The organism is Actinomadura sp. HBU206391 (genome assembly GCF_014323665.1).
GTDB lineage: Bacteria > Actinomycetota > Actinomycetes > Streptosporangiales > Streptosporangiaceae > Actinomadura_C.
This window is the reverse complement of sequence record NZ_JABVEB010000010.1, coordinates 1-23,667: the sequence shown is the minus strand read 5'-3', so window position 1 is coordinate 23,667 and position 23,667 is coordinate 1. Positions and strand designations below refer to the sequence as shown.

The following is a 23,667-nucleotide window of genomic DNA, read 5'->3' as shown; positions in this document are numbered from 1 at the left end:
CGGACCCTTGGTCGTGACCTGATCGGCCGCGACGCTCGGCCCGCCCTGTACTACCGATTCACGTTCTTTGATTCGCGCTCTGCCGATCCGTGCTGTGCCGATCCGGGCCCCGCCGGTTCGGGCCGGCCGATCACGGGTTGTCGCCCGTCTGCCGCCACAGCACGACGCTGGTCTGCCGGATCGGTACGAGATCGCGCCCGCCCGGGTCCGGGTCGTGCCGCAGCTTGGCCAGTCTTGCGGCGACGGCCCGGGTCGACTCCAGCTCGTTGCCGAGGTTGCCGATCAGCGAATGAAGCCGGGCGACCTCGTCGCGCAGCCGGGCGACCTCGCGCTGGAGTTCGAGGATGTGCTTGATCCCGGCGAGGTTGATGCCCTCTTCCTGGGACAGCCGCTGGATCTCGCGCAGCATCTCGATGTCGCGCGTCGAATAGCGGCGGCCGCGGCCGGCCGTACGGCCCGGTGAGACGAGCCCCATGCGGTCATAGGTCCGCAGGGTCTGCGGGTGCAGACCGGACAACTGTGCCGCGACCGAGATGACGTAGACAGGAGAGTCGTCTGCGAAGTTCATGCCGTTCATCCCTCCCTGGCCAACTGGAGCAGTTCGCTGCGGAGGTCGTCACCACTGCCCGAGGCGCGCAGCCGCTCCAGCGCCTCACGCGTGGTGTCGTCGAGCTTCTGCGGCACCTGCACGTCGACCGTGACGAGCAGGTCGCCCTTGGAACCGTCGCGTCGGGTCGCGCCGCGGCCGCGCACCCGGAACGTACGGCCGTTGGGCGTGCCGGCCGGGATCCGCAGGGTCACCGGCTGGCCGCGGTGGGTCGGCGCCTTGATCTCGGCGCCCAGCGCGGCCTCGGGGAACGTGATCGGCACGGTGATGGTGAGGTTGTCGCCGCTGCGTCCGAACACCTTGTGCGGGGCCACCTTGACGACGACGTACAGGTCGCCGGCCGGCCCGCCGCTCTCACCGGGAGCGCCCTTGCCCTTGAGCCGGATCCGCTGGGCGTCCGAGACGCCGGCCGGGATACGGGCCTGGATGGTACGGGTGCCGGTCGCCCGGCCGCTGCCGTGGCAGATCGGGCACGGGTCGTCGACGACCAGTCCGCGGCCGCGGCACTCCTGGCACGGCTCGGCGAAGGAGAAGCTGCCCATGTTGCGATTCTCCTGCCCGGTGCCCTCGCACGACGGGCAGACGCGCGGCACGGTGCCCGCCTTGGCGCCGGTGCCGCGGCAGCCGGCGCACGCGGCCTCGCTGGTCAGCCGGAGCGGCATCGTAATGCCGTCGAGGGCCTCGCCGAACGACAGCGTCACCTCGGACTCGACGTCGGCGCCGCGCCTGGGCCGCCGGCTCGTCTGCCGGGTGCCGGCGCCCCGGTTGAACAGCCCGCCAAAGATGTCGCCGATCCGCTCACCGGCGCCTCCGGCCTGGCCGGGCTGGTTGCCGAACAGGTCGCCGAGGTCGAAGCCGAAACCGCCGCCCGGCTGCGAGCGGAAGCCGCCGACACCGTACTTCCGGGCCTCGTCGTACTCCTTGCGCCGCTTGTCGTCCGACAGGACGTCGTAGGCCTCGGAGATCTCCTTGAACCGGTCCTCGGCCTCGCTGTCGCCCTTGTTCGCGTCGGGGTGATACTTCCGCGCGAGCTTGCGGTAGGACTTCTTGATCTCGTCCTGGCCGGCGGTCTTGGAGACGCCGAGGACCTTGTAGTAGTCCTTCTCCAGGAAGTCCTTGGTGCTCACGGCGCCTCTCTTTTCGATTGCCGGGTTCTCGTCGTCCGGGCGGCCCCGGGGGACCGGGACCGCCCGGACTGAATCACTTCTCGGTGCCCGCCGCGTTGGTGTCGGCGTCGGCGCTCGTATCCGAGGCCACGCCGGCGCCGGTGTCCTCGCCCGCGCCGGCGGCCGCAGGCGCGCCCGTTCCGGCGGCTGCGTCCTCGTCGGGTTCGGCCACCGCGACCCTGGCGGCCCGCATGACGCGCTCGCCGATCCGGTAGCCCGGCTGCAGGACGTCGACACAGGTCGGCTCGGTCACATCGGCAGAGTACGAGTGCATCAGCGCCTCGTGCACCGTGGGGTCGAACGGCTCGCCCTTCTCCCCGAACCGCACCAGGCCGAGCTTGCCGACGGCCGCCTCGAGGGCCTCGGCGACGGACTTGAAGCCGCCGGTGAGCTCCTCGTGGTCACGGGCCCGGCCGATGTCGTCGAGCACCGGCAGCAACTCGGCGAGCACGTTCGCGAGCGCCTGCTCGCGAACGGCCACCCGATCGCGTTCGACCCGCTTGCGGTAGTTGGCGTACTCGGCCTGCAGGCGCTGCAGATCGGTGGTGCGCTCCGCCAACTGGGACTTCAACTTGGCCACCTCGGCTCCCTCGGTGGAATCGTCGACCTGCTCGGCCGGGGGAGCCGGCGTCGAGCCGCTGGGCGCCGTCGCCGTGTCCCGGACCTGGCCGGTCTTGGGATCGATCCGCCGATTGTCGCGGATGACCGGGCCGTCGTGTTCTTGATCCGGCTGGCGCTCCGTCACGTCTCCTCCTCACCCGCGGACTCGGGGAGGCGGACCGGGGCATGCCGTCGTGGACGGCTCGCCCCGCTCCTCACCTCACGGTTGGTGGGTTCGCTCACGCGGCACCGCCCTTGACGTCCTTGTCGTCGTCGACGATCTCGGCGTCCACCACTTCGTCGTCCTGAGGGGTGGCGTCCTGGGCGGCCGCGTCGGGTCCGGCGTCGCCCTGGGCCCCGGCCTCACCCTGCGTCTGGGCGTACATCGCCGCGCCCATCTTCTGGCTCACCGTGGCGAGCTTCTCGGCGCTGGCCCGGATCGCGTCGGTGTCGGTGCCCTCGAGGTTCTTCTTGACCTCGGCGACGGCCTCCTCGACCTCCTTCTTGAGGTCCTCGGGGATCTTGTCGCCGTTCTCGCGGATGAACTTCTCGGTGGAGTACGACAGGGTGTCGGCCTGGTTGCGGACCTCGGCCTCTTCCTTGCGCTTGCGGTCCTCTTCGGCGTACTCCTCGGCCTCGCGCATCATCCGGTCGATGTCGTCCTTGGGCAGCGCCGAGCCGCCCGAGATGACCATCGACTGCTCCTTGCCGGTGCCCGTGTCCTTCGCCGACACGTTGACGATGCCGTTGGCGTCGATGTCGAAGGTGACCTCGATCTGCGGCACGCCGCGCGGCGCCGGGGGCAGACCGGTGAGCTGGAAGGTACCGAGCTTCTTGTTGTACGCCGCGATCTCGCGCTCGCCCTGGTAGACCTGGATCTCCACGGACGGCTGGTTGTCGTCGGCCGTGGTGAAGGTCTCGGACCGCTTGGTCGGGATCGTGGTGTTGCGCTCGATGATCTTGGTGAAGATGCCGCCCTTGGTCTCGATGCCGAGGGACAGCGGGGTGACGTCGAGCAGCAGGACGTCCTTGACCTCGCCCTTGAGCACGCCGGCCTGCAGGGACGCGCCGACCGCGACGACCTCGTCGGGGTTGACGCCCTTGTTGGCCTCCTTGCCGCCGGTCAGTTCCTTGACCAGTTCGGCGACGGCGGGCATCCGGGTCGAACCGCCGACGAGCACCACGTGGTGGATGTCGTCGACGCTGGTGCCGCCATCCTTGATGACCTGCTTGAACGGGGTCTTGCAGCGCTCGAGCAGGTCGGCGGTGAGCTTCTGGAACTCGGCCCGGGTGAGCTTCTCGTCCAGGTGCAGCGGGCCCTCGGCCGAGGCCGTGATGTAGGGCAGGTTGATCGTGGTCTCCGATGAGGAGGACAGCTCGATCTTGGCCTTCTCGGCGGCCTCACGGAGCCGCTGCAGCGCCATCTTGTCCTTGGACAGGTCGACGCCGTTGGCGTTCTTGAACTTGGTGACCAGCCACTCGACGACCTTCTGGTCCCAGTCGTCGCCACCGAGGTGGTTGTCGCCGCTCGTGGCCTTGACCTCGACGACGCCGTCGCCGACCTCGAGCAGGGAGACGTCGAACGTGCCGCCACCGAGGTCGAAGACGAGGATGGTGGCCTCGCTCTCCTTCTCCAGGTGGTAGGCGAGTGCCGCCGACGTGGGCTCGTTGATGATGCGCAGGACGTTGAGACCCGCGATCTGGCCGGCCTCCTTGGTGGCCTGCCGCTGGTGGTCGGAGAAGTACGCCGGGACGGTGATCACCGCGTCGGTGACCGTCTCACCGAGGTAGGACTCCGCGTCACGCTTCAGCTTCTGCAGCACGAAGGCGCTGATCTGCTGGGGCGTGAAGTCCTTGCCGTCGATCGAGGTCTTCCAGTCGGTGCCCATCTCGCGCTTGACCGACCGGATCGTGCGATCCACGTTCGTCACGGCCTGGCGCTTGGCCACTTCGCCGACGAGGACCTCACCGTTCTTGGCGAAGGCGACGACGGACGGCGTGGTCCGCGACCCCTCCGCGTTGGCGATGACGGTGGGCTCGCCGCCCTCCAGAATCGCGACGACCGAGTTGGTCGTCCCGAGGTCGATACCGACCGCTCGTGCCATTAGCTCGTCCTCCGTCGATGTGTAGCCCGGCCGCCGCGGGGTGGCGGCCGCTGTGCCTTGTGTCGGTCTGTTGCCTCCGGCACGACTGCTCGCGGGGGCCGGTGGCGGCGTCTTCCTCGTGGGCTTTTCTCGCTCCCCGGTTCCGGCGCGGCCCGCCCGCTCGCGGGTTCAGCCATGCAGTCGAAAGATTGCCCTGTCGCCCGACTGTTGTCAAATGACTTGAGTGTATGTGACGCAACTTTGCTGACACCCGCTCCAACGCGCGAGGCCACTGCGGTGTTCCCGAACTCCCAGGCCGGTTCGCGGTCGATTTCCGCCCCCCGGACTCGCCTCTTCGACTTCCGTCGGTGCGACGTGGCCGAGTGGCCGATGTCACGCCCCAGGGGCGTTCCCAGCGTCGGACCATGCGAGGAATCACCGAACGTTCCACCGTCGCGCGTGGCCCCGTGCGGGCGGCCGAGCGGGCGCTCGCCCCCGACCTGGCGCGGCATCATGCTGCTGCTGATCGTGCTGTCCAACACCGTCTTCTATCTGTACGCGGCGCGGCAGGGACCGTCGGGGTGGCATCCGTACGAGGGGGCGTTCCTCGACCGTACGGCGCAGTTCCTGATGATCACGATGCTGGACCTGCGCGTTTATCCGCTGTTCTCGTTCCTTTTCGCTACGGGATGATGCAGCTCTACCTGCGCCAGACGGCGGCCGGGGCGGAGGAACGCGCGGCGGTGCGGCTGCTGCGCAGGCGCAGCCTGTGGCTGATCGTCTTCGGCCTCCTGCACGCCACGCTGCTGATGGCCGGGGACATCGTCGGCTCGTACGGCGTGGTGGGCCTGCTCCTGGGCTGGCTGTTCCTTCGGCGCTCCGATCGCACCCTGCTGGTGTGGAGTGCGGTCGCGGCCGGGCTCACGATCTTTTTCGCCGCCGAGGCGATCGGGGCCGCGGTCACCGGCGATCTCGGAGCGGTCGGCAACGCGGGAGCACCGCCGACGACCGAGGTCTACGCCTCGGGCGAGCAGAACGTTTTCGCCGCCGCGCGGACCCGGTTGGAGACGGGACTGTTCGTGACGTTCGTCGGCGGGATCTTCTCGGTCACGGCGCCCCAGTTCCTGCTGGGGTTCTGGGCCGCCCGGCGGCGCATCCTGGAGGAGCCGCACGACCATCTCCGGCTGCTGCGGTGGACGGCGGTCATCGGGATCACGATCGGCTGGCTGGGCGGGCTGCCCGCGGCGCTCGCCCACCTCGGCGTGTTGGACGTACCGCCCGCGGCGGTCTCGGAGGAGGGCGTGCTGTCGCAGCTCCGGGGCCTCACCGGAATCCCCTGCGGGCTCGGCTACGTGGCGTGCCTCGCGCTGGCCGCGCACGCGATGTCTCGGCGGGTAACGGAGAGCCGACCGGTGATCGCGATCGCCGCCGTCGGCAAGCGCTCCCTGCCGTCCTACCTGAGCCACTCGCTGGTCTTCTCACCGCTGCTCGCCGCCTGGGGGCTGGGTCTTCTCGGCGCGAATCTCAGCAGCGCCACCATGGTCCTCTTCGCCGTGGGCGTTTGGCTGGTCGTCGCCGCCGGGGCGTACGCGCTGGAACGCGCCGACCGCCGCGGGCCCGCCGAGGTCGTGCTGCGCCGCCTGATCTACGCCCCCCGGTCGAAGGGCGCGGCAGGGAAACAGCGGCAGGGAAACAGGGGAAGGTGATCCGGGGGTTCGGACAACAACGGCTGACCGCTGTCCACGTCAGTGACGAGGCCTCATACGCGTACGACCTCGGCCGGGACAACGCCCGCCCCTGGCTGTACGGCATCGCCACCAGGCTCATCGGCCGGCACCTGCGCGACGAGCTGCGCAAACTCCGGGCGCTCGAACGCCTCGACCGGGTCACTGAACGGGCACGAGGACCGGGTCGCCGCGAGGGTGAGCGCCGAGCGGGCCAGGAGACCGCTGGCGGAGGCGGTGGCCCGGTTGCCGGCCGATCAGCGCGACGTGCTGCTGCTCGTGGCGCTGGCCGGCTTCAACTACGAGGAGGTGGCGCAGGCGCTGAACGTGCCCTTCGGCACTGTCGGATCCAGATTGAGCCGGGCTCGAAAGAAGTTGCGCAAGGCACTGGGCGGCGTCAATCCGCTGCTCGACGAGGGAGGGGCGAGCCGATGAGCGAGATCGAGATCGAAATCGAGATGGTGGGGGACCTGTACGACGAGCCGCCGGCGCCCACGCCTCAGGTCGTCGCGCTCGCGCGCGCCCGGATGACCGGGCCGGACGATGTCGCCGGGCCGGTTCCGGTACGTCGTGACCGGCGCCGGTTCGCACGGCGTGCGGACCGGCCGGCCCGGCGCGCGCGCCCGGTCGTGCTGGGAGTGCTGGCGACAGGAGTGGCCGCGGCCGTAGTGGCCGTGCTCGTCGTGCCGGGCGGAGAGGACGCCGGCCCGCACGCCACGTCTCCGCCGGTGCCGGGCACCTCCAAGCAGATGGTGCTGGCCGCGGCCGACCAGGCGGCGATGCGGCCGATGAAGCGCTACCGGCTCGTCCACTACCGATCCTGCAACTCGGTGCCCGTGCGTGCGAGGACGGGGAACTACGTGATGCACGCCTGCCACGAGTACTACGCCTGGAGCGCCAGGGAGAAGGCAGGCGGGTCGGCCTCCTGGGGGCGTGACCTGCCGACCCGTCCGCTGACGGCCAAGGACGCGGCCGCATGGCGGCGCGCCGGCTCGCCGAGCACGTTCCCGCACCCGCAGGCCCCGAGGCATCTCTACAAGACGCATGGCACACCCTGGAGGAAGGACCGAGGCGGTAAGCCCGGCGGGAACATGCTGATCAACTCGCCCAGGGATCCGTTCAACGGTGCGGAGCCCCCGGCGGATCCGAAGAAACTGGCGGCCGTGATGGTCCCTTACTGGCAACGGATGGCCGATCACATCATGGGCGAGGGAGAGCAGGCCACTGCGGGTGCCAAGCTCGTGTGGACCGATAACGATGTTCTGGACCGGTCGTTGCCGCCCAAGGCGCTCGCGGGGCTCATCCGGGTACTCGCCGACCAGCCCGGCATCGAGTCGGTCGGCCGGACGACGGACCCGCTCGGGCGGCCCGGAGTGGCGCTGACCGGCCTGCGGCCCGGTTACAACCTCGACCCCGAGGCGGTCATCCGAGAGGAGCTCCTCTTCGATGCCGAGACCGGTGAACGGCTCGCCAGCCGGCGCATCTGGTGACGCCGGGTAAGAAGGACGAGGAGAAGCCCGGCACCTTGTTGAGTTACCGGGCGACGCTGCGCTCCGTCTGGACCGACACGAAGCCGCCCCCGCCGAAATGATCCGACCGCGAGGAGGCTGACGATCGAGCCGCCTTCGCCCCGCCGTGATCATGCAGTTGCTCGCATTCGCATGGTGCCCGTGAAAGCAGATCGGCGGATCGGGTGATACACAGGCGACCGCCCATCCGCCACGGAAAGGCAACCGATGAACGGGAGCCCCTCGTGACCGTCATGCGCCGGGTCAGCGACCCGCCGCATACGGACGACTCCACCGTGATCGAACAATCCCGTCGACATCCCGAGCGCTTCGGTGAGATCTTCGATGCCCATTTCGCGGAGATCCACAGATATGTGGCGAGCCGCCTCGGCCCGGGACCGGCAGAGGACGTCGTCGCCGACACGTTCCTGACCGCGTTCCACAAGCGGGCCGGCTACGACGCCGCTCGGGGCAGCGTACGCACCTGGTTGTACGGCATCGCCACGAACCTCGTGGGCAAGCACCGCCGCACCGAGGTACGCGCGCTGCGCGCGCTCGGGCGCCGCGGACCGGATCCCGACGCCGCCGAAGGGCCCGAGGAGAGGGTCGCCGCGCGGGTCAGCGCCGAAGGTCTGCGACCGGAGATCGCGGGCGCCATCGCCTCGCTGAACAAGGGAGACCGCGATGTGCTGCTGCTCGTCGCCCTCGCCGGGTTCAGCCATGACGAGATCTCGGCCGCGCTGCAGATCCCGTACGGAACCGTCGGCTCACGGTTGAACCGGGCCAGAAGAAAGCTGCGCGAGGCGCTCGGCGGCGCCAATCCCATGCACGACCAGGAAGGACCACATCGTGGATGAGGCGACGATGAACGACGACATCCGGATCGTGCGCGAACTGTACGGGGAGGTTCCGCCCGCGCCGCACCTGCGGGCGAGGATCCAGAACCGGCTCGCCGACGCCGAGACCGCCCGCGGCGCCAGAGCCCTGCGGTTCCCGCGCCCCGCGCTGTTGCTCGCCGGAGTGACCGCGGTGGGCGTGCTCTCCGTGGGCGCGGTCGTCGCGCTCAGCGGTGCGGACGGCGCCGGGCCCGTGACCACGGTCGCGCCGGAGGCGCCCGCCGACGCGCGGAGCTTCCTGCTCGCCAGCGCGCAGAAGGCCGAGCGCGCCCAGGCCACGGTCGGGCGCTACTGGTACACGCGGGAGCGCACCGTCCAGGGCGCGGGCCCGGTCGCGGGCAAGGACGGTGCGAAGCGGGTGCCCGCGGGCACCCGCGTCGGGGATCGGAAGCGGAGGATCGCCGAACCGTCCTTCTCGGCCACCGTCGCGCACACTCAGGAGAGCTGGACCGCCAGGGACGCCGGCGACCGCACTCGTACGATCGTCGGGATCGACCGCAAGTACACGTTCGCCTCCCCGGCCGATGAGGCGAAGTGGAAGGCGATGGGATCGCCGTCGCTCGGATGGGTGCCGGCCAAGCCGCATGTCAACAACTACGACGAGCCGATGCGCTTCATGATCGGGCAGAAGCAGGTCGGCATGCGCGAGCTGGCCAAGCTGCCCACCGACGCCACCGGGCTGAACGCCGAGCTGCGCAAGCGGTACAAGGCCGATACCGGCGACCCGAAGTTCCCGCTCCAGGGCAGCTACGCGTCGTACGTGTGGAGCACCGCACAAGACCTGCTCGCCGGCCCCATCACGCCGGGCACCAAGGCCGCGCTCTACCGCGTACTGGCCGAGCAGGAGGGCATCCGGCTGATCGGGAAGGTCACCGACCCGCTCGGTCGGCCCGGCGTCGCCCTGTCCAGGGCACAGGGCTCGGACAAGCGGTCCATGGACGCGAAGGGCCGGCCCGGTGAGGCACGGCTCATCATCGATCCGGCGACCGGGCGGCTGCTGGCCTACCAGGCGTTCGGCGTCGACGACCGCGGGCGATCCGGAGTGCAGTTGTCGATGGCCTACGAGGCCATGGGCTGGGTGAACAGCCTCAGCGCGCGTCCCTGACGAGGCCGGATCCCCCTCCGCGAGCGCACCCCCCGTACCCGCCGGTCGGCGGGTACGGGGGGTGCGACGGTTCGAACGTCAGATGCGGGAGATGTAGTGGATGCTGCCGTCGTCCTGGAGCGTGTCGGCGAGGGTCGCGGCCGAGAGGGTATGCGTGCCGCCGGTGGGCTTCCACGGATCGAAGACGGTGATGGTGCCCTTCTTCTGGTCGTACCCGTAGACCACCATGATGTGGCCGACCCTGGTGCCGTAGATCTCGCCCTTGTTCCAGGGCAGCATCTCCATCCAGACGTCGATGTTCGGTGCCCGGTGCAGCATTCCGACGTCGTAGGCGACGCGCTTCATCAGGGCCTTGGGACGGCCGGTGAGGCCCGGGACCGCCGTGTACTTGTAGCCGAGCGACTTGACGTAGGACCTGAGCACGGGGATCGCGTTGACGTCCCTGGTCCCGGTCGTCGTGGTCCGCATTGCTCTGGCCAGCTTGGCCTGCTTCACCTTCACACCGAAGGTCGACAGGCTCATCGAAGCCGAGGCGGGCATGCAGTAGTAGTCGGTCCGCTGGTACTGCCCCTGGAGCGTGAGCCGGTACGACGGCGGCGCGGTGACGGTCGCCGGATCCGGCGCGGTCCATAGGGGGGACCGTACTGACCCGGGGGGTGTGGCCGTGGTGGCGGCGGTCGCGGTCTGTGGCGCGGCCGTCTGGACGACGCCGGCGGCTCCGGCCGCCACGGCGAGGGCCATGGCGGCGCGCGCGGTCCACCTCTTCACTCGGGTCCTCCGGATGGCGCGATGCGGCTGCCGACGAGACAGACCACATGGGGGGATTTTGCGCTATGAAATCCCAAAAAGTAAGAAATGTCCAGATTGGGATGTCGGGAATGAGAGCACGCCGGCGGCCGTACTCGCCGTCGTGGTCATCCGTCACCGCCCGGCGACCGGCGCTGCGCGAAGCGTCAGGCGGAGCAGCTCTGGGTCGACACGGGTCGGACGGCGGTCCGGCCCTTCTGCAGCACGGGGGCGAGCTCGCGGGAGGTAAGCGCGTAGCCGGTGTTCGTCGCATCAAGCCCGCTCGCGAAGATCAACCCGTCTGTCCACCATCCGCGTCCCCTCAGCAGTAACCCTGTCGCCGAGTACTACCGTCTGGCCCTCGCGGTGTGTTGCGCACGGCGGCGATCGGCGCCCGCTCCACCGCGGGCGGGCGCATCGGCGGGCGCGCGGGAGCTCATCGGCCGGCGCGCAGGAATCGGGCGGCGAGCGGAGCGGCGACCGTGGGCCCGGAGCCGCCGCCCTCGACGAAAACCGCGAAGGCCAAGTCGCCCTTGTAACCGATGAACCAGGCGTGTGACGCGCCGTCCACCCGTTCGGCGGTGCCGGTCTTGCCCGCCGTGCCGGCCGGCAGCCCGGCCCGCGCCGCGGTGCCGTCGGTCACCACCGCCCGCATCATCGTGCGCAGCGCCGCGGCGCCCTCCACCGGGTGGGCCTTCTGCACCGGATCCCCGACCCTCCGGATCATCGCCGTGTCCACCATGCGCGGTGACCGCCAAGTGCCGTCCGCGACCGCCGCCGCGACGATCGCCATCATCAACGGGCTGGTCTGCACTTTGCCCTGCCCGAACGCCGCCTCGGCCAGTTCGGCGTCGCCGTCCGGCTCGGGGAACCCGCCACGGGCGGCGCCCACGCCCGGGGTGATCGGCCCGCCGAATCCGAACCGGTGGGCGGCGTCCGTCAGCTTGGCGGCGCGCAGCCGCTCGACCGCGAGGCTCGCGAAGGTGGTGTTGCAGGACTGGGCGAACGCGTTGCGCAACGCGGTCCTGCCGAGGGTGCTCCCGTCGTGGTTGCGCACCGTGCGCTGAGACGTGACGACCGTGCCCGGGCAGTTCACGCTGCTGCCCGGCGCCATCCCGTCCGACAGCAGGGCCGCGGCGGTCACGACCTTGAACGTGGAGCCGGGCGGATACAGACCGAGGAAGGCGTTCCGGCCGCCCAGTTCGTCGGCCACCGCGAGGACCTCTCCGGTGGAGGGCCGGAGGGCCACGATGGCCGCGGGCTTGGACGAGCCGTTCACCGCCTGCTCGGCGGCCTTCTGCCACCGCGTGTCCACACTGGTGCGGACCTTCTTGCCGGTGCGTCCGCCGAAGACCTTGACCCGTTGTGCGGGCCCGTTGTTCTCCCGGTACTCCACGGCCCAGCCAGGCTCGTCGTCCTCCTCGTCGCCGCCGAAGCGGTCGGTGAGTTCGGCGATGTACGGTCCGAGCGTGCCGCCTTCGGGCAGCGGCTTTCCGTCACGTGCGACCAACCGGGTGGCCGGCGCCTTGATCTCTCGCAGCGACCAGGTCGCGGCGCTCCGAAGGCCCGGGTACAGGGCGGCCGGCGTCCACAGGACCTTCCACCGACCGTCGGCCACACCGAGCCAGAGCGCCGACCGATAGCTCCAGGTGCCGCGTCCGGACAGGTTCCGCCGCACCTCGAAGTCGAGGTGCGCCCGGTTCTCGCCGTCCCGGATCACCGGACCGGGAGTGAGGCTGATCGAGGTCACCGACAGGCCGCGGGAAAGGGCCCTGTGCTGCCCGAGGAAGTCGAGCGGAGGGTCGGCGGCCAGCCCTTGCATCCGTTCGAGGTCGCCCTGCCTCCACGCGCTGAAGTACTCGCGGGAGAGCTGCTCGGGGCTGCCCTTCTCGCCGCGCGACCACGCGTACAAGGGAATGCCGATGGCCAGCAGCACGACGACCAGCCCACCGGCGATGATCATCCGTCCAGGCGATCGCATGCACGCTCCTCGGAATGGTGGTGCATCGCACCGTCGGATCCGGACTCCGATCGCACGGCCGGTCGCCGCAATCGCGACAATCCCACGGCACCGGCCGGTAATCCAGACATTCTCGTGAGATCACCGCCGAGGCCGCCCGGAGTTTCGGGACCGAACTCTTTCCGGCGCACCTCGGCGCTGCGAGGAGGTGCCTGCGAAAGGGATCGGAGATTGCGACGGAGTACGGGTGACGAGTGGTCGTCTCACCCGGAAGGTGCCCGCATGACGGAGAGAAGGACGTGACCGCCTTGGCCGACGTCGACGCGGCGGAACACGTGAACGATGCCGAGCTCGTACGGGAGTACCGGCGGGATCCGGACCGCTTCACTGCCGTCTACGACCGCTACTTCCGCGATATCCACCGCTACATCGCGGGACGGCTCGACACCCAGGTCGCAGACGACATCGCGGCCGAGACGTTTCTCATCGCGTTCCGCAAGCGCGACCGGTTCGACCCGGCGCGGGGAGCCCTCCGGCCATGGCTCTTCGGGATCGCCACCAACCAGGTCGCCCAGCACCGGCGGGTGGAGACGCGGCACTACCGGGCGCTCGCCCGTACGGGCCCGGAACCGGCGGTCGACAGCCACGAGAACCGGGTCGTCACGTGGGTGACCGCCGAGGGCTTCCACCCGCACCTCGCGCGTGCTCTGGCCGGGCTGCCGCAGAAGGAGCGGGACGTGGTGCTGCTCGTGGCGTTGGGCCAGTTCACCCACGACGAGGTGGCGCAGGCTCTCGGCATCCCGTACGGAACCGTCGGCCCCCGCCTCAGCCGGGCCCGGAAGAAACTGCGCGCCGCGCTTCACGAGGAGGTCTCCACCGATGGATGAGCTGCAGATGATCAACTCTCTGCTCGACAAGCCGGCGCCGTCGGATGCCGTCGCGGCCGCGGGCCGCGATCGGCTTCGAGCCGCCGCGCGTACCCCGGCGGGCCGGATGAGCGCGCGCCGCAAACCCAAGATCACCTTGTTGACGGGCGGCCTCGGCCTCACGGCGGCGGGAGCCGCGGTGGCGGTGGCCATGGCCGTCTCGGGCACCGGCACACCGGCCGGTACGTCCGACGTACGGGCGAAGGCCACGCCGGCGTCCGCTCAGACCGTGCTCCTCGCGGCGGCGACCAGGGCGGAGACGGCTCCCACCAAGGGCGCGTACTGGCACGTCCGCACCGTGGAGGCCGAACGGAACCCCGCGCCCGGTCGTACGTATGTGCTGGAGCAGCGCCGCACCTCCGAGACGTGGATTCCGAGTGACGCCGCCGAATCGACCTGGCTGCTCGGCCAGGAGCTCGGAACGCGTCCGGCCACCGCGGCGGACGCCGAGGCGTGGCGGCGGGACGGGTCACCGACGAGCTTTCCCGTGCCGGGTTCGAAATGCGTGCTCACCAAGCGGTCCTGCGCGGTGCCGAAGATGAGGCCGGCCGCCGCCTCGAAGATGCCTGAGAGGTACGGGGTGGGCCGCCTCGGCAACTCCATGCTGACCATCACCCAGGCGCGTGCGCTCCCCAGCGATCCCGCGCGGCTCAAGGTGTTGCTGATCAAGCGCCTCTCAGGGGGCAATGCCAAGATCGACCGGAACATCGTGCTCTTCGAGATGGGGACGGCGCTGCTCTCCAGGCTCCCGGTGTCAGCGGAGGTACGGGCGGCCTCGTACCGCATGATGGCCGCACTGCCGGGGGTGCGCTCGCACGGCTCGGTGAAGGACGTCCTCGGCCGATCCGGCCAGGCCGTCTCGATGACGGGCGAGGACCGCGGTATCACGGAACGACTGATCATCGATTCCGAGACCGGCCTGCCGCTCGCCATCGAGCGGGTCCGAATGGGGACCCGGGGTGCCGCCGACCAGGTGATACGCAGCGAGGTTATCTTGAGTCTCGGATGGACCGACGAGAGGCCGCGGCTGCGTGAAGGGCGATCCGGCTGATCGGCTGACCAGGCCGTACGGCGCCGAGAGCCTCTCGTCCCACCGCGAACGCCAGGTCGACCGGCGTGATCATGCAGTTGTTCGCGGCCGCGTGCCGAGCCGCGTGCGGATACTCGGTAACGATCGCCGTCCCCGGACCACTACCCGGTGACAGAGCACACCGGGATGGACGGAGGAGCAGGCGGTGACCGACGATGAACATCGCTTCACCGAGATGTACGACGCCTGCCGGCAGCGCGTATGGGCCTTTGCGGTCAGCCGGGCTGGTCGGCAGATCGCCGACGAGGTGGTCAGTGAGACGTTCGCCATCGCCTGGCGGCGGCTGGACGACGTGCCGGAGCCGCCGCTGCCGTGGTTGCTCGGGGTCGCCCGCAACGTGCTGCGCGACAACTTCCGCACCGAGGCGCGGCGGGAGTCGTTCAACGCTGAGCTGAGGATCTGGACCGACGGCGCCGAGGGGGACATCGCCGAGCATGTGGCCGAACGGCTCTCGGTGCTGCGGGCCATGGCCGCGCTGCCGGAAGACGATCGCGAAGTCCTGATCCTCGTGGCCTGGCAGGGCCTGACCCCGCGCGACGCCGCCCGCGTCGTCGGGTGCTCGCCCACCGCGCTGCGCGTACGGCTGCACCGCGCGCGCAAGCGGCTCATCCAGGCCATTGACGACAACCCGCCCGCGAGGGCCGTACATCCCCGGGTGCGGATCGCCGGAGAGGTCGCAGGAAAGGAAATGTCATGAGCGTCATCAAGAGGCTGGCTGCGGCGCGTCCCGAGGAGCTGGATCCGGGCAGGGAGGTCGACCAGGTCACCAGGAGCACTGAGCTGTCCCGGGCGATGATGGGATCTCGCGCGACCGGCGGGACGGACGGCGTGCGGGCCAAGGGCACGCGGCGTCAGATCGCATGGCCGATGTGGGGGCTCGGCCTGGTGGGCGCGGCGGCCGCGGCCGCACTGGTGGTCACCACCACGGTCAGCGGTCCGGCCGACGACGCGGGGACCGGGAGGCAGGCGCCGCCCGCGTCGGGGAGCCCCGCGGTCAAGCTCGACGCCCGTACGGTGCTGCTCGCGGCGGCGGAGCGCTCGGCCGGGCAGCCGGAGCAGGCCGGGGCGTACTGGCACTCCACACGGCTCAGCCGCAACTACTACCGGATCGGCTCCGCCGCGGACGGCTACACGATCTACACCGAGAGCCGCTCCGACGGCTGGACGCCGCGTGCCACGGGGCAGGACCAGTGGAGCCGCGAGCAGAACCTCGGCGCCCGGCCGGCGAGCCCCGCCGACGAGGCGGCGTGGCAGCGGGCCGGCTCTCCCACGAAGTTCACGATCGAGCTGCCCACGGTCAAGGGCCCCCAGGGCAAGGGTCGCTTGAAGAAGTTCGTCGTCACGACCGACGCGACCCGGAAGCCCGCGCACGTCAGCCACTCCCCGCTGACCGACGGCGACAAGGTGTTCTGGCTCGGCCGCAACGTCACTATGAAGGATCTGCGCGGCCTGCCCACGGACCCGGCGCGGCTGAAGGCCTGGCTGCTCGCGTCCTATGACGGGCACGGCACCGAGTCCACCAGCGAGAAGATGTCCTCCGATCAGTGGCTGTTCACGGTCGCCGGTGGGCTGATCACCGACATGCCGATCACCCCGAAGGTCCGCGCGGCGGCGTTCAGGATGCTCGCGAACCTCAAGACGGTCGAGTCCGTGGGCACGGTCAAGGACGGCCAGGGACGGGCGGGCAGCGCAGTCGCCATCGTCGAGAACACCAAGGCCGGCGGCGTCCAGCAGCGCCGGCTGATCATCGACGACGCGACCGGGCGGGCACTGGGCTCGGACATCGTGGCGGTGAAGCCGGCCGGCACGACCGCGGGCATGCCCGCAGGCTCGGTGTGGAACTCGACCACCATCGTGACCGACGAGTGGGTCGCCTCGCCGCCCCGCTGATCTCCAGCGGCTCGGCGGTCGTCCAGGTCGAATGACGGCCACGGCCGGGGTGTACGGCCGGGTGCGGTGCGAGCGGGGGGCTCGCACCGCACCCGGCCGTTTCGGCGTGCGACGATGCGGATGAGGTCGTGTTACCTCGGGTATTCAGGGCATGGAAGCAGAAGCTACTACCGAGTAGTATTCGGGGGCCGTATGCGCAGCAGTCAGTCGCGAGCCCTACGCTGACAGCGACGCCCGTACCCCCAGGAGGACGGAACAGTGGTTCTCAGGTTGATCATTGGGCTTGCCGGAACGGCGGTCGCCCTCGCGTTCGCCGGTCGGCGGGTGCTGTTCCTCTACCGGCTCATCCGCAGCGGTCAGCCGGACCCGACGCGGGTCGCCTCGGTCAAGGAGAACATCGGCGACGACGTCAAGGGCCAGGTGGTCGAGGTCTTCGGGCAGCGCAAGCTGCTCAAGTGGACCGGCCCCGGCCTGGCGCACCTCTTCGTGATGTGGGCGTTCTTCATCCTCGCGACCGTCTATCTCGAGGCGTACGGAGCGCTGATCTTCGGGCTGGACTTCCACATCCCGCTCGTCGGGAAGTGGGACGCGCTCGGCTTCCTGCAGGACTTCATCGCCGTCGCGGCGCTGCTCGGCCTGATCGCCTTCGCGATCATCCGGATCAAGAACTCGCCGAAGAGGCTCGACCGCGCCTCCCGGTTCGAGGGCTCGCACGTGGGCGGCGCCTGGCTCATCCTGTTCATGATCTTCAACGTGATCTGGACGATGTTCCTGTTCCGCGGCGCCGGTGTCGCGACCGGCAACTTCCCGTACGGCGACGGCGCGTTCGCCTCACACGCCGTCGGCAGCGTGCTGGACGGGCTCGGTCACGACACGAACGAGATCCTGGAGTCGATCGGGCTGCTGCTGCACATCGGCGTCATGCTGGTGTTCCTGATCATCGTGGTGCACTCCAAGCACCTGCACATCTTCCTCGCGCCGCTCAACGTCATGTTCAAGCGCCGCCCGGACGGCCTCGGCCCCGCGCAGCCCATGATGAGCAAGGGCAAGCTCCTCGACTTCGAGGAGGCCGACCCGGACGAGGACACCTTCGGCCGCGGCAAGATCGAGGACTTCACGTTCAAGGGTTTCCTCGACTTCGCCACCTGCACCGAGTGCGGCCGCTGCCAGTCGCAGTGCCCCGCCTGGAACACCGGCAAGCCGCTGTCGCCCAAGATGCTGATCACCGACCTGCGCGACCACGCCTTCGCCAAGGCGCCCTTCTTCCTGGCGACCGACGCCGAGCGCGAGAACCTGCCCGAGGACGTGCTGGCCGAGGCCGCGCGGCCGCTGGTCGGCAGCGAGGACGTCAATGGCGTCATCGACCCCGACGTGCTCTGGTCCTGCACCAACTGCGGAGCCTGCGTCGAGCAGTGCCCCGTCGACATCGAGCACATCGACCATATTCTCGACATGCGGCGCTACCAGGTGATGATCGAGTCGAGCTTCCCGTCCGAGGCCGGCGTGATGCTCAAGAACCTGGAGAACAAGGGCAACCCCTGGGGCATGTCCGAGACCAAGCGTCTCGACTGGGTCGGGGATCTCGACTTCGAGGTCCAGGTCGTCGAGGACAAGATCTCCGAAGACACCGAGTGGCTGTTCTGGGTCGGCTGCGCCGGCGCCCTGGAGGACCGGGCCAAGAAGACCACCAAGGCCGTCGCCGAACTGCTGCACATCGCCGGGGTGAAGTTCGCGGTGCTCGGCCCGATGGAGGCCTGCAGCGGTGACCCGGCCCGCCGGCTGGGCATGGAGTTCGTCTTCCAGATGCTCGCGCAGCAGAATGTCGAGACGCTCAACGAGGCGGGCGTCAAGAAGATCGTGGCGACCTGCCCGCACTGCTTCAACACGCTCGCCAACGAGTACCCGCAGCTCGGCGGCCAGTACGAGGTCGTCCACCACACGCAGCTGCTGGCGGCGCTGGTCGAGGAGGGCAGGCTCACCCCGGTCACCCCGATCGAGGAGAACATCACCTACCACGACCCGTGCTTCCTGGGCCGGCACAACAAGGTCTACGCGCAGCCGCGCGACATCATGGCCAAGGTCCCGGGCGTCCAGACGAAGGAGATGCACCGCTGCAAAGACCGCGGGTTCTGCTGCGGCGCGGGCGGCGCCCGGATGTGGATGGAAGAGCGGATCGGCAAGCGCATCAACACCGAACGCGTGGACGAGGCGCTGGAGACCGACCCCGACACCGTCTCGACCGCCTGCCCGTTCTGCCTCGTCATGCTGGGCGACGCGATCAACGAGAAGAAGAACGCCGGCGCGGCCAAGGAGTCGCTCGAGGTCGTCGACGTCTCGCAGCTGCTGATCAAGTCCATCAAGGGCGAGGGCCGCGCGCCGGAGAAGGAGTCCGTCGCCGCCGAGTAGCACTCGGTCCGGGCCTGGCCCCGGCACTGACACGCGATGGGCCGCCCGGTTCTGGCCGGGCGGCCCTTTCGTCGCGCTTCTTCAGGGCGTACGGATCAGCCCGTGATGCTCTTGACGAAGTCCGGGTTGGCCTTCACCCACTCGTCGACGGCCTTGTCCTCCTGGCCCTTGTACTTGTTGATCGCGAGGTCCTCGAGCGAGCCGAGCTGCTTGTCGTCCATCCTGAACTTCTTCAGCCAGCCCGCGACCTCGGCGTGGTCCTTGCCGAAGCCCTTACGGCCGACGATGTTGATCTCCTCGGCCTGGCCCATGGTCCCCTTCGGGTCCGCGAGGTCGCGGATGGGCAGCGAGGCGTACGCCCAGTGCGGGCGCCACAGGGTGACGACGAGCGGCTTCTGGGCGTCCGTCGCCTTCTTCAGCTCGGTCAGCATCGCCGCCGTCGACGACGGCACGACCTTGAACTCCTTGTCGATCCCGTAACCGGGCAGCATCTTGGTCGACGAGACCCGCTGCAGGCCCGAGCTGGCCTCGATGCCGAAGATCTTCCCGTCGTACTGGGCGCCCTTGCCCTTGAGGTCCTCGAGCGACTTCAGATCCGAGTAGTTCGGCACCGCGATCGTCAGTTTGGCGTTGTCGTACCAGACGCCGAGCTTCTCGAGCCGGTCGCCGTAGCGCTTCCAGTAGTCCTCGTGCGTGATGGGAAGCCAGCTGTCGAGGAACACGTCGATGTCGCCCTTGGCCATGCCGGCGTAGAGCGGGGCGGTGTCCAGGTTCTTCAGCTCGACCTTGTAGCCCTTGTCCTGCAGGATCTTCTTCCACAGGTAGGTGGCCACGAGGTCCTCGTCCCAGCCGGAGACCCACCCGATCGTGATCTCCTTGCTCTCCGACCCCGAGCCGCTCTTGGACCCGCCGCTGTCACCACCACACGCGGTTACGGTCGCGGCGAGCGTGAGCGACAGGGCGACGGCCGCTACTTTCGTGAGGCTGTTGCGCCGAAAACGCACAAGCTGTCCTTCCATTCGACTACAGGACGCTGGGCGCCCGCAGGCGCCCAGAACAGTGACCGTCAGGCGCGCGCCGACGCCTTCTCGGCACGCGCGACGGCCGACCGGTCACCGAGTGACGAGGTGATCCGGTCAAGGAAGATCGCCAGGATGACGACGGCGAGTCCGCCTTCGAAGCCCGTGGCGATCTCCAGGCGCTGAATGCCGTCGAGCACGACATTGCCGAGGCCTCCGGCGCCGACCATGCCGGCGATGACCACCATCGACAGCGCCAGCATGATCACTTGGTTGACGCCGGCCATGACGGTCGGCATGGCGAGCGGCAGCTGGATTCGGGTGAGGATCCGCTGCGGAGAGGAGCCGAACGCCTCGCCGGCTTCGACCACCTCGCGGTCGACACCGCGGATGCCGAGCTCGGTGAGACGTACGCCCGGGGGCAGCGCGAACACGACCGTCGCGACCACTCCGGGCACGGGCCCGATGCTGAAGAAGAACACGGCCGGGATGAGGTAGACGAACGCCGGCATCGTCTGCATGAGGTCGAGCACGGGGCGCAGCAGGCGGCTCAGGGCGTCACTGCGGGCCGCGGCGATGCCGAGCGGGATGGCGAGCACGACCGAGATGACGCTCGCGACGAGCACCAGGGCCAGCGTCTCCATCGCCGGCTCCCACTGCTCCATGCTGTCGATCAGGCCGAGGCCGAGGAGCGTGAACAGGCCGAAGCGCCACCCCCGCAGCCACAGCGCGAGGACGGCCAGCACGGCGATCAGCGCCAGTGCGGGCGGCCACAGCAACGCCTCGCCCAGGCCGCTCACCGTGCCCTCGACCGCACTGCCGATCGCGTCGAACAGCCAGGAGAGGTTGTCGGTCAGCCAGTTGACCGCGTTCTCGAACCAGGTTCCGACGTTGATCCTAGGCATCGACACTGGTGGCCTCCTCTCCACGTCGCTGCAGCGATTCGGTGCTCGCGGCGGTCTCGCCGTTGACGGCGCCCAGCGCCGCCAGCAGCCTGACGCGGGGGATCACACCGAGCAGCGTGCCGGACTCGTCGGTCACGGGTACGGGCAGCGGGCTCTCCGCGCATCGGGTGAACAGTTCGGCCACGGCGGTGTGGGGGGCCACCGGGTTCATGCCCTTGTCGATGAGCCCGTCGAGCACGGCGCCGTCGCCGTTCCCGGCCTCGGCGACCGCGTCCGCGCGTACGGTTCCGACCAGCCTGCGATCGCCGTCCACCACGTACGCGGCGGAGGCCTGGCTCTCCCGCATGGTCCGCAGTGCCGCCTGCGGGCCGTCCGTCGAGGCCACGGTGGCGAGCGGACGCTCCATGACGGAGGCCGCGGTCAGCACCCGGGTCCGGTCCACGTCGGCCACGAACTGGGCGACGTAACCGCTTGCCGGGTCGGTGAGGATCTGCTCGGCCGTTCCGACCTGCACGATGCTGCCCTCACGCATCACCGCGATGCGATCGCCGATCCGCATGGCCTCGTTGAGGTCGTGGGTGATGAACACGATCGTCTTGCCGAGATCGGCCTGCAGTTCGAGCAGAAGATCCTGCATCTCCCGCCGGATCAGCGGGTCGAGGGCGCTGAACGCCTCGTCCATCAGCAGGATGTCGGTTTCGGCGGCGAGCGCTCGGGCCAGCCCGACCCGCTGCCGCATCCCACCGGACAACTGGCCGGGGAGCCTGTCCTCCCAGCCTTCGAGGCCGACGAGGCGCAGGAACTCCTTGGCCTTCTTCTCCCGCTCGCCCTTCGGTACGCCCTGAACCTCCAGGCCGTACGCCGCGTTCGTCAGCACCGAGCAGTGCGGGAACAGGGCGAAATGCTGGAAGACCATGCTGACCTTGGCCTGCCGGACGGCGCGCAGCGCCTTGCCGCCCAGGCCGCTGATGTCGGTGCCGTCGATCTCGACATGGCCGGAGGTGGGCGGCAGGAGGCCGTTCAGCATGCGGATCAGCGTGGACTTCCCGGACCCCGACAGGCCCATGACCACGAAGATCTCGCCCTCATCCACCTCGAAGGAGGCGTCGACGACCGCGGGCGTCACGCCCAGTTCGCGGATCTCGTCGACCGTGGCGCCCTTGGCCAGGCGGCGGGCACCCTCTTCGGCTTTGCGGCCGAACAATTTGGACACGTTTTGTGCGCGGAGTCGGGACACGATCTCCTTTCGGTTGGACCGCGCCAAACCCTGGCGGATGACCCGCCCCCGGCCGGGAGCGCGCGGTCGAAACTCACCGCGGCGCGTACCCCCGTACGACGCCGAAGTGCTTCTTCTTATAAAGAGCGCGATCTCGGCACGACCACGACCGTTGTGACTCAGCTCACAAAATCGCGTGTCAACCGAACGACTCGGTCATGCGTCTGTTGAAAATTATCGTTAATTGGGGAAAATTTCATCTTTGGGTGGCCTGCGTCACACCAGAGGTCTTCCCGATTTGTGCTGCTCAGGGCGTCGTCAGGCCTGATCGGCGGGTCAGGAGGTCGGAGGCGCGGGCGACGCGGAAGCCGTACCGGTCGATCGGTACACCGCCCATTTCCTCGAAGGCCCGCGCGATGCGCCAGGCCTGCTCGGCGCTCTTCTCCGTGGGTCCGTGAACGTCGTCGATCCCGCACTCGTACAAAGCGTCGGCCTGTGCCAACTGCCCGAGCGCCGCGGCGAGCGGTCCCCGGTCGGCCGCGTCCACATCACGGGCCGAGATCGTCAGCTCGCTGTCCTCGTCGTTGAACCAGAAGAGCCCCAGCGCGGCGTCCTCCCGGATCGCCACCCCCGGCAGAAAGGGCCGCAGCAGCATCGCCGGCTCGGCGGGCAGCAGTTTGCGCGGGACATAGATCCGCAGCATGTCCTCGATCTGCTCGTCGTGCTCTCCGGGTTCGGGCGGCGCGACCAGCCACGTACCGCCGAGGTGATGGTGCAGACCCCTGGCCAGCCGGTGCCCCCCGCCCCTCACCCTGAGCGTCTCACCGTCGCAGATCACCGTGACCGGCCCGGCCACCCTGATCCGGCGCCGCCTGCGCCGGGCGTCCGGGTCGTACCGCCGAAGCAGCGGTTCGACCTCGTCGGCACCGGCGCCCTCGGGCAGTTGCAGGGTGGGGACGGGCGTCTCACGGCGTCGCGTGGAGAGTCGCATGGCCGCCTCGCGGTCAGACCTTCGTACGGTGGAAGTTGAGGTAAGAGCGGGAGGGGGTCGGGCCGCGCTGGTCCTGGTAGCGCGAGCCGTACTTCTCGGAGCCGTACGGGTGCTCGGCCGGCGAACTCGTGCGGAACAGGCACATCTGGCCGATCTTCATGCCCGGCCACAGCTTGATCGGCAGGGTCGCGACGTTCGACAGCTCCAGCGTGACGTGGCCGCTGAAGCCCGGGTCGATCCAGCCCGCGGTGGAGTGCGTGAGCAGCCCGAGCCGCCCGAGCGAGCTCTTGCCCTCCAGCCGTGCCGCGATGTTGTCGGGCAGCGCGAAGATCTCGTACGTCGACGCGAGGACGAACTCACCGGGGTGCAGGATGAACGCGTCGTTGTTCCCCTCGACCTCGACCGGCCGGGTCAGGTCGGCCTGTTCCTCGGCCGGGTCGATGTGCGGGTACTTGTGGTTCTCGAACACCCGGAAATAGCGGTCCAGCCGGACGTCCACACTGGACGGCTGGACCATGCCGGGGTCGTACGGGTCGATCTTGACCCGTCCGGACTCCAGCTCGGCTCTGATGTCGCGATCGGAGAGCAGCACGTCAGAAAACTACCGGGTCCGGCGGACCACTCGCGGCCGTACCGCGCGGGTCTCGCGGTGGGGCCAGGTTCCGGTACCATGTGCGGGCGGTCGTCTTCAGCAGGCGACGACGCGGGTGTAGTTCAATGGCAGAACATTAGCTTCCCAAGCTAATAGCGCGGGTTCGATTCCCGTCACCCGCTCCAGCATGACAAAG

At 69.5% G+C, this 23,667-nt stretch carries 21 protein-coding genes, 1 tRNA gene and 1 pseudogene; 12 read left to right on the top strand and 11 right to left on the bottom strand.

Annotation, left to right across the window (positions count from 1 at the left end; genetic code table 11):
• Positions 1–130: 130 nt before the first annotated feature.
• The 4 genes from HKK72_RS06750 to dnaK all read right to left on the bottom strand — a co-directional run bounded on the left by HKK72_RS06750 (position 131) and on the right by dnaK (position 4,478).
• Positions 131–577, bottom strand: a complete 447-nt coding sequence (locus HKK72_RS06750) for a heat shock protein transcriptional repressor HspR (protein ID WP_187233378.1) — start codon at positions 575–577, stop codon at positions 131–133.
• Positions 574–1,734: a molecular chaperone DnaJ gene (gene dnaJ, locus HKK72_RS06745; RefSeq protein WP_187233377.1), complete on the bottom strand. Its 1,161-nt coding sequence runs from the start codon at positions 1,732–1,734 to the stop codon at positions 574–576. The genes HKK72_RS06750 and dnaJ overlap by 4 nt, the downstream gene beginning before the upstream one ends.
• Before the next feature lie 73 nt (positions 1,735–1,807).
• Positions 1,808–2,518 (bottom strand): nucleotide exchange factor GrpE, encoded by a 711-nt coding sequence (grpE, locus tag HKK72_RS06740; protein ID WP_187233376.1) that lies wholly within the window; start codon positions 2,516–2,518, stop codon positions 1,808–1,810.
• 94 nt (positions 2,519–2,612) lie between these two features.
• Positions 2,613–4,478, bottom strand: a complete 1,866-nt coding sequence (dnaK, locus tag HKK72_RS06735) for a molecular chaperone DnaK (protein WP_187233375.1) — start codon at positions 4,476–4,478, stop codon at positions 2,613–2,615.
• Between the two features lie 492 nt (positions 4,479–4,970).
• Here dnaK and HKK72_RS40700 point away from each other — a divergent pair, with 492 nt between their 5' ends.
• The 6 genes from HKK72_RS40700 to HKK72_RS06710 all read left to right on the top strand — a co-directional run bounded on the left by HKK72_RS40700 (position 4,971) and on the right by HKK72_RS06710 (position 9,690).
• On the top strand, positions 4,971–5,150 hold the full coding sequence (locus HKK72_RS40700; RefSeq protein ID WP_261986606.1) for a hypothetical protein: 180 nt from the start codon (positions 4,971–4,973) through the stop codon (positions 5,148–5,150).
• Positions 5,147–6,163, top strand: a complete 1,017-nt coding sequence (locus tag HKK72_RS06730) for a DUF418 domain-containing protein (protein ID WP_261986605.1) — start codon at positions 5,147–5,149, stop codon at positions 6,161–6,163. The genes HKK72_RS40700 and HKK72_RS06730 overlap by 4 nt, the downstream gene beginning before the upstream one ends.
• 216 nt (positions 6,164–6,379) lie before the next feature.
• Positions 6,380–6,616: an RNA polymerase sigma factor gene (locus HKK72_RS40695; protein WP_315987115.1), complete on the top strand. Its 237-nt coding sequence runs from the start codon at positions 6,380–6,382 to the stop codon at positions 6,614–6,616.
• On the top strand, positions 6,613–7,671 hold the full coding sequence (locus tag HKK72_RS06720) for a CU044_5270 family protein (RefSeq protein WP_187233374.1): 1,059 nt from the start codon (positions 6,613–6,615) through the stop codon (positions 7,669–7,671). Before HKK72_RS40695 ends, HKK72_RS06720 begins: the two co-directional genes overlap by 4 nt.
• Positions 7,672–7,943: 272 nt before the next feature.
• Positions 7,944–8,546 carry an RNA polymerase sigma factor gene (locus HKK72_RS06715; RefSeq protein ID WP_187233437.1) on the top strand — a complete coding sequence of 201 codons (603 nt, stop codon included), beginning with the start codon at positions 7,944–7,946 and terminating at the stop codon, positions 8,544–8,546.
• On the top strand, positions 8,539–9,690 hold the full coding sequence (locus HKK72_RS06710; RefSeq protein ID WP_187233373.1) for a CU044_5270 family protein: 1,152 nt from the start codon (positions 8,539–8,541) through the stop codon (positions 9,688–9,690). The genes HKK72_RS06715 and HKK72_RS06710 overlap by 8 nt, the downstream gene beginning before the upstream one ends.
• 78 nt (positions 9,691–9,768) lie before the next feature.
• Here the strand turns inward: HKK72_RS06710 and HKK72_RS06705 are convergent, their stop codons facing one another.
• Complete coding sequence (locus HKK72_RS06705) at positions 9,769–10,458, bottom strand: C39 family peptidase (RefSeq protein ID WP_187233372.1); 690 nt, start codon at positions 10,456–10,458, stop codon at positions 9,769–9,771.
• 454 nt (positions 10,459–10,912) lie between these two features.
• Positions 10,913–12,457 (bottom strand): penicillin-binding transpeptidase domain-containing protein, encoded by a 1,545-nt coding sequence (locus HKK72_RS06700; RefSeq protein ID WP_187233371.1) that lies wholly within the window; start codon positions 12,455–12,457, stop codon positions 10,913–10,915.
• A 278-nt stretch (positions 12,458–12,735) separates the two neighbouring features.
• Between HKK72_RS06700 and HKK72_RS06695 the strand changes: the two genes are divergently transcribed.
• The 5 genes from HKK72_RS06695 (at position 12,736) to HKK72_RS06675 (ending at position 18,748) form a co-directional block, all read left to right on the top strand.
• Positions 12,736–13,323 (top strand): RNA polymerase sigma factor, encoded by a 588-nt coding sequence (locus tag HKK72_RS06695; protein ID WP_315987114.1) that lies wholly within the window; start codon positions 12,736–12,738, stop codon positions 13,321–13,323.
• A complete protein-coding gene (locus tag HKK72_RS06690) occupies positions 13,316–14,413 on the top strand; it encodes a CU044_5270 family protein (RefSeq protein ID WP_187233370.1) in 1,098 nt (365 codons plus the stop codon). The genes HKK72_RS06695 and HKK72_RS06690 overlap by 8 nt, the downstream gene beginning before the upstream one ends.
• 184 nt (positions 14,414–14,597) lie before the next feature.
• On the top strand, positions 14,598–15,149 hold the full coding sequence (locus HKK72_RS06685; protein ID WP_315987113.1) for a sigma-70 family RNA polymerase sigma factor: 552 nt from the start codon (positions 14,598–14,600) through the stop codon (positions 15,147–15,149).
• Positions 15,146–16,342, top strand: a complete 1,197-nt coding sequence (locus HKK72_RS06680; protein WP_187233369.1) for a CU044_5270 family protein — start codon at positions 15,146–15,148, stop codon at positions 16,340–16,342. Before HKK72_RS06685 ends, HKK72_RS06680 begins: the two co-directional genes overlap by 4 nt.
• 270 nt (positions 16,343–16,612) lie before the next feature.
• Complete coding sequence (locus HKK72_RS06675; RefSeq protein WP_222720418.1) at positions 16,613–18,748, top strand: (Fe-S)-binding protein; 2,136 nt, start codon at positions 16,613–16,615, stop codon at positions 18,746–18,748.
• A gap of 95 nt (positions 18,749–18,843) precedes the next feature.
• On the opposite strand, the gene HKK72_RS06670 is transcribed toward HKK72_RS06675, so the two are convergent.
• The 5 genes and pseudogenes from HKK72_RS06670 to dcd form a co-directional block, all read right to left on the bottom strand.
• Positions 18,844–19,767, bottom strand: coding sequence for a glycine betaine ABC transporter substrate-binding protein (locus HKK72_RS06670; RefSeq protein ID WP_187233367.1), 924 nt, complete (start codon positions 19,765–19,767; stop codon positions 18,844–18,846).
• Between the two features lie 47 nt (positions 19,768–19,814).
• Positions 19,815–20,537, bottom strand: a pseudogene (locus HKK72_RS06665) (ABC transporter permease); the annotation flags it as partial.
• 127 nt (positions 20,538–20,664) lie between these two features.
• Positions 20,665–21,909: a glycine betaine/L-proline ABC transporter ATP-binding protein gene (locus tag HKK72_RS06660; protein WP_187233365.1), complete on the bottom strand. Its 1,245-nt coding sequence runs from the start codon at positions 21,907–21,909 to the stop codon at positions 20,665–20,667.
• A 286-nt stretch (positions 21,910–22,195) separates the two neighbouring features.
• Positions 22,196–22,879: a hypothetical protein gene (locus HKK72_RS06655; protein WP_187233364.1), complete on the bottom strand. Its 684-nt coding sequence runs from the start codon at positions 22,877–22,879 to the stop codon at positions 22,196–22,198.
• Positions 22,880–22,892: 13 nt separating this feature from the next.
• Complete coding sequence (gene dcd, locus HKK72_RS06650; protein WP_187233363.1) at positions 22,893–23,471, bottom strand: dCTP deaminase; 579 nt, start codon at positions 23,469–23,471, stop codon at positions 22,893–22,895.
• Between the two features lie 111 nt (positions 23,472–23,582).
• Here dcd and HKK72_RS06645 point away from each other — a divergent pair.
• Positions 23,583–23,656 (top strand) — tRNA-Gly (locus HKK72_RS06645).
• Positions 23,657–23,667: the final 11 nt, after the last annotated feature.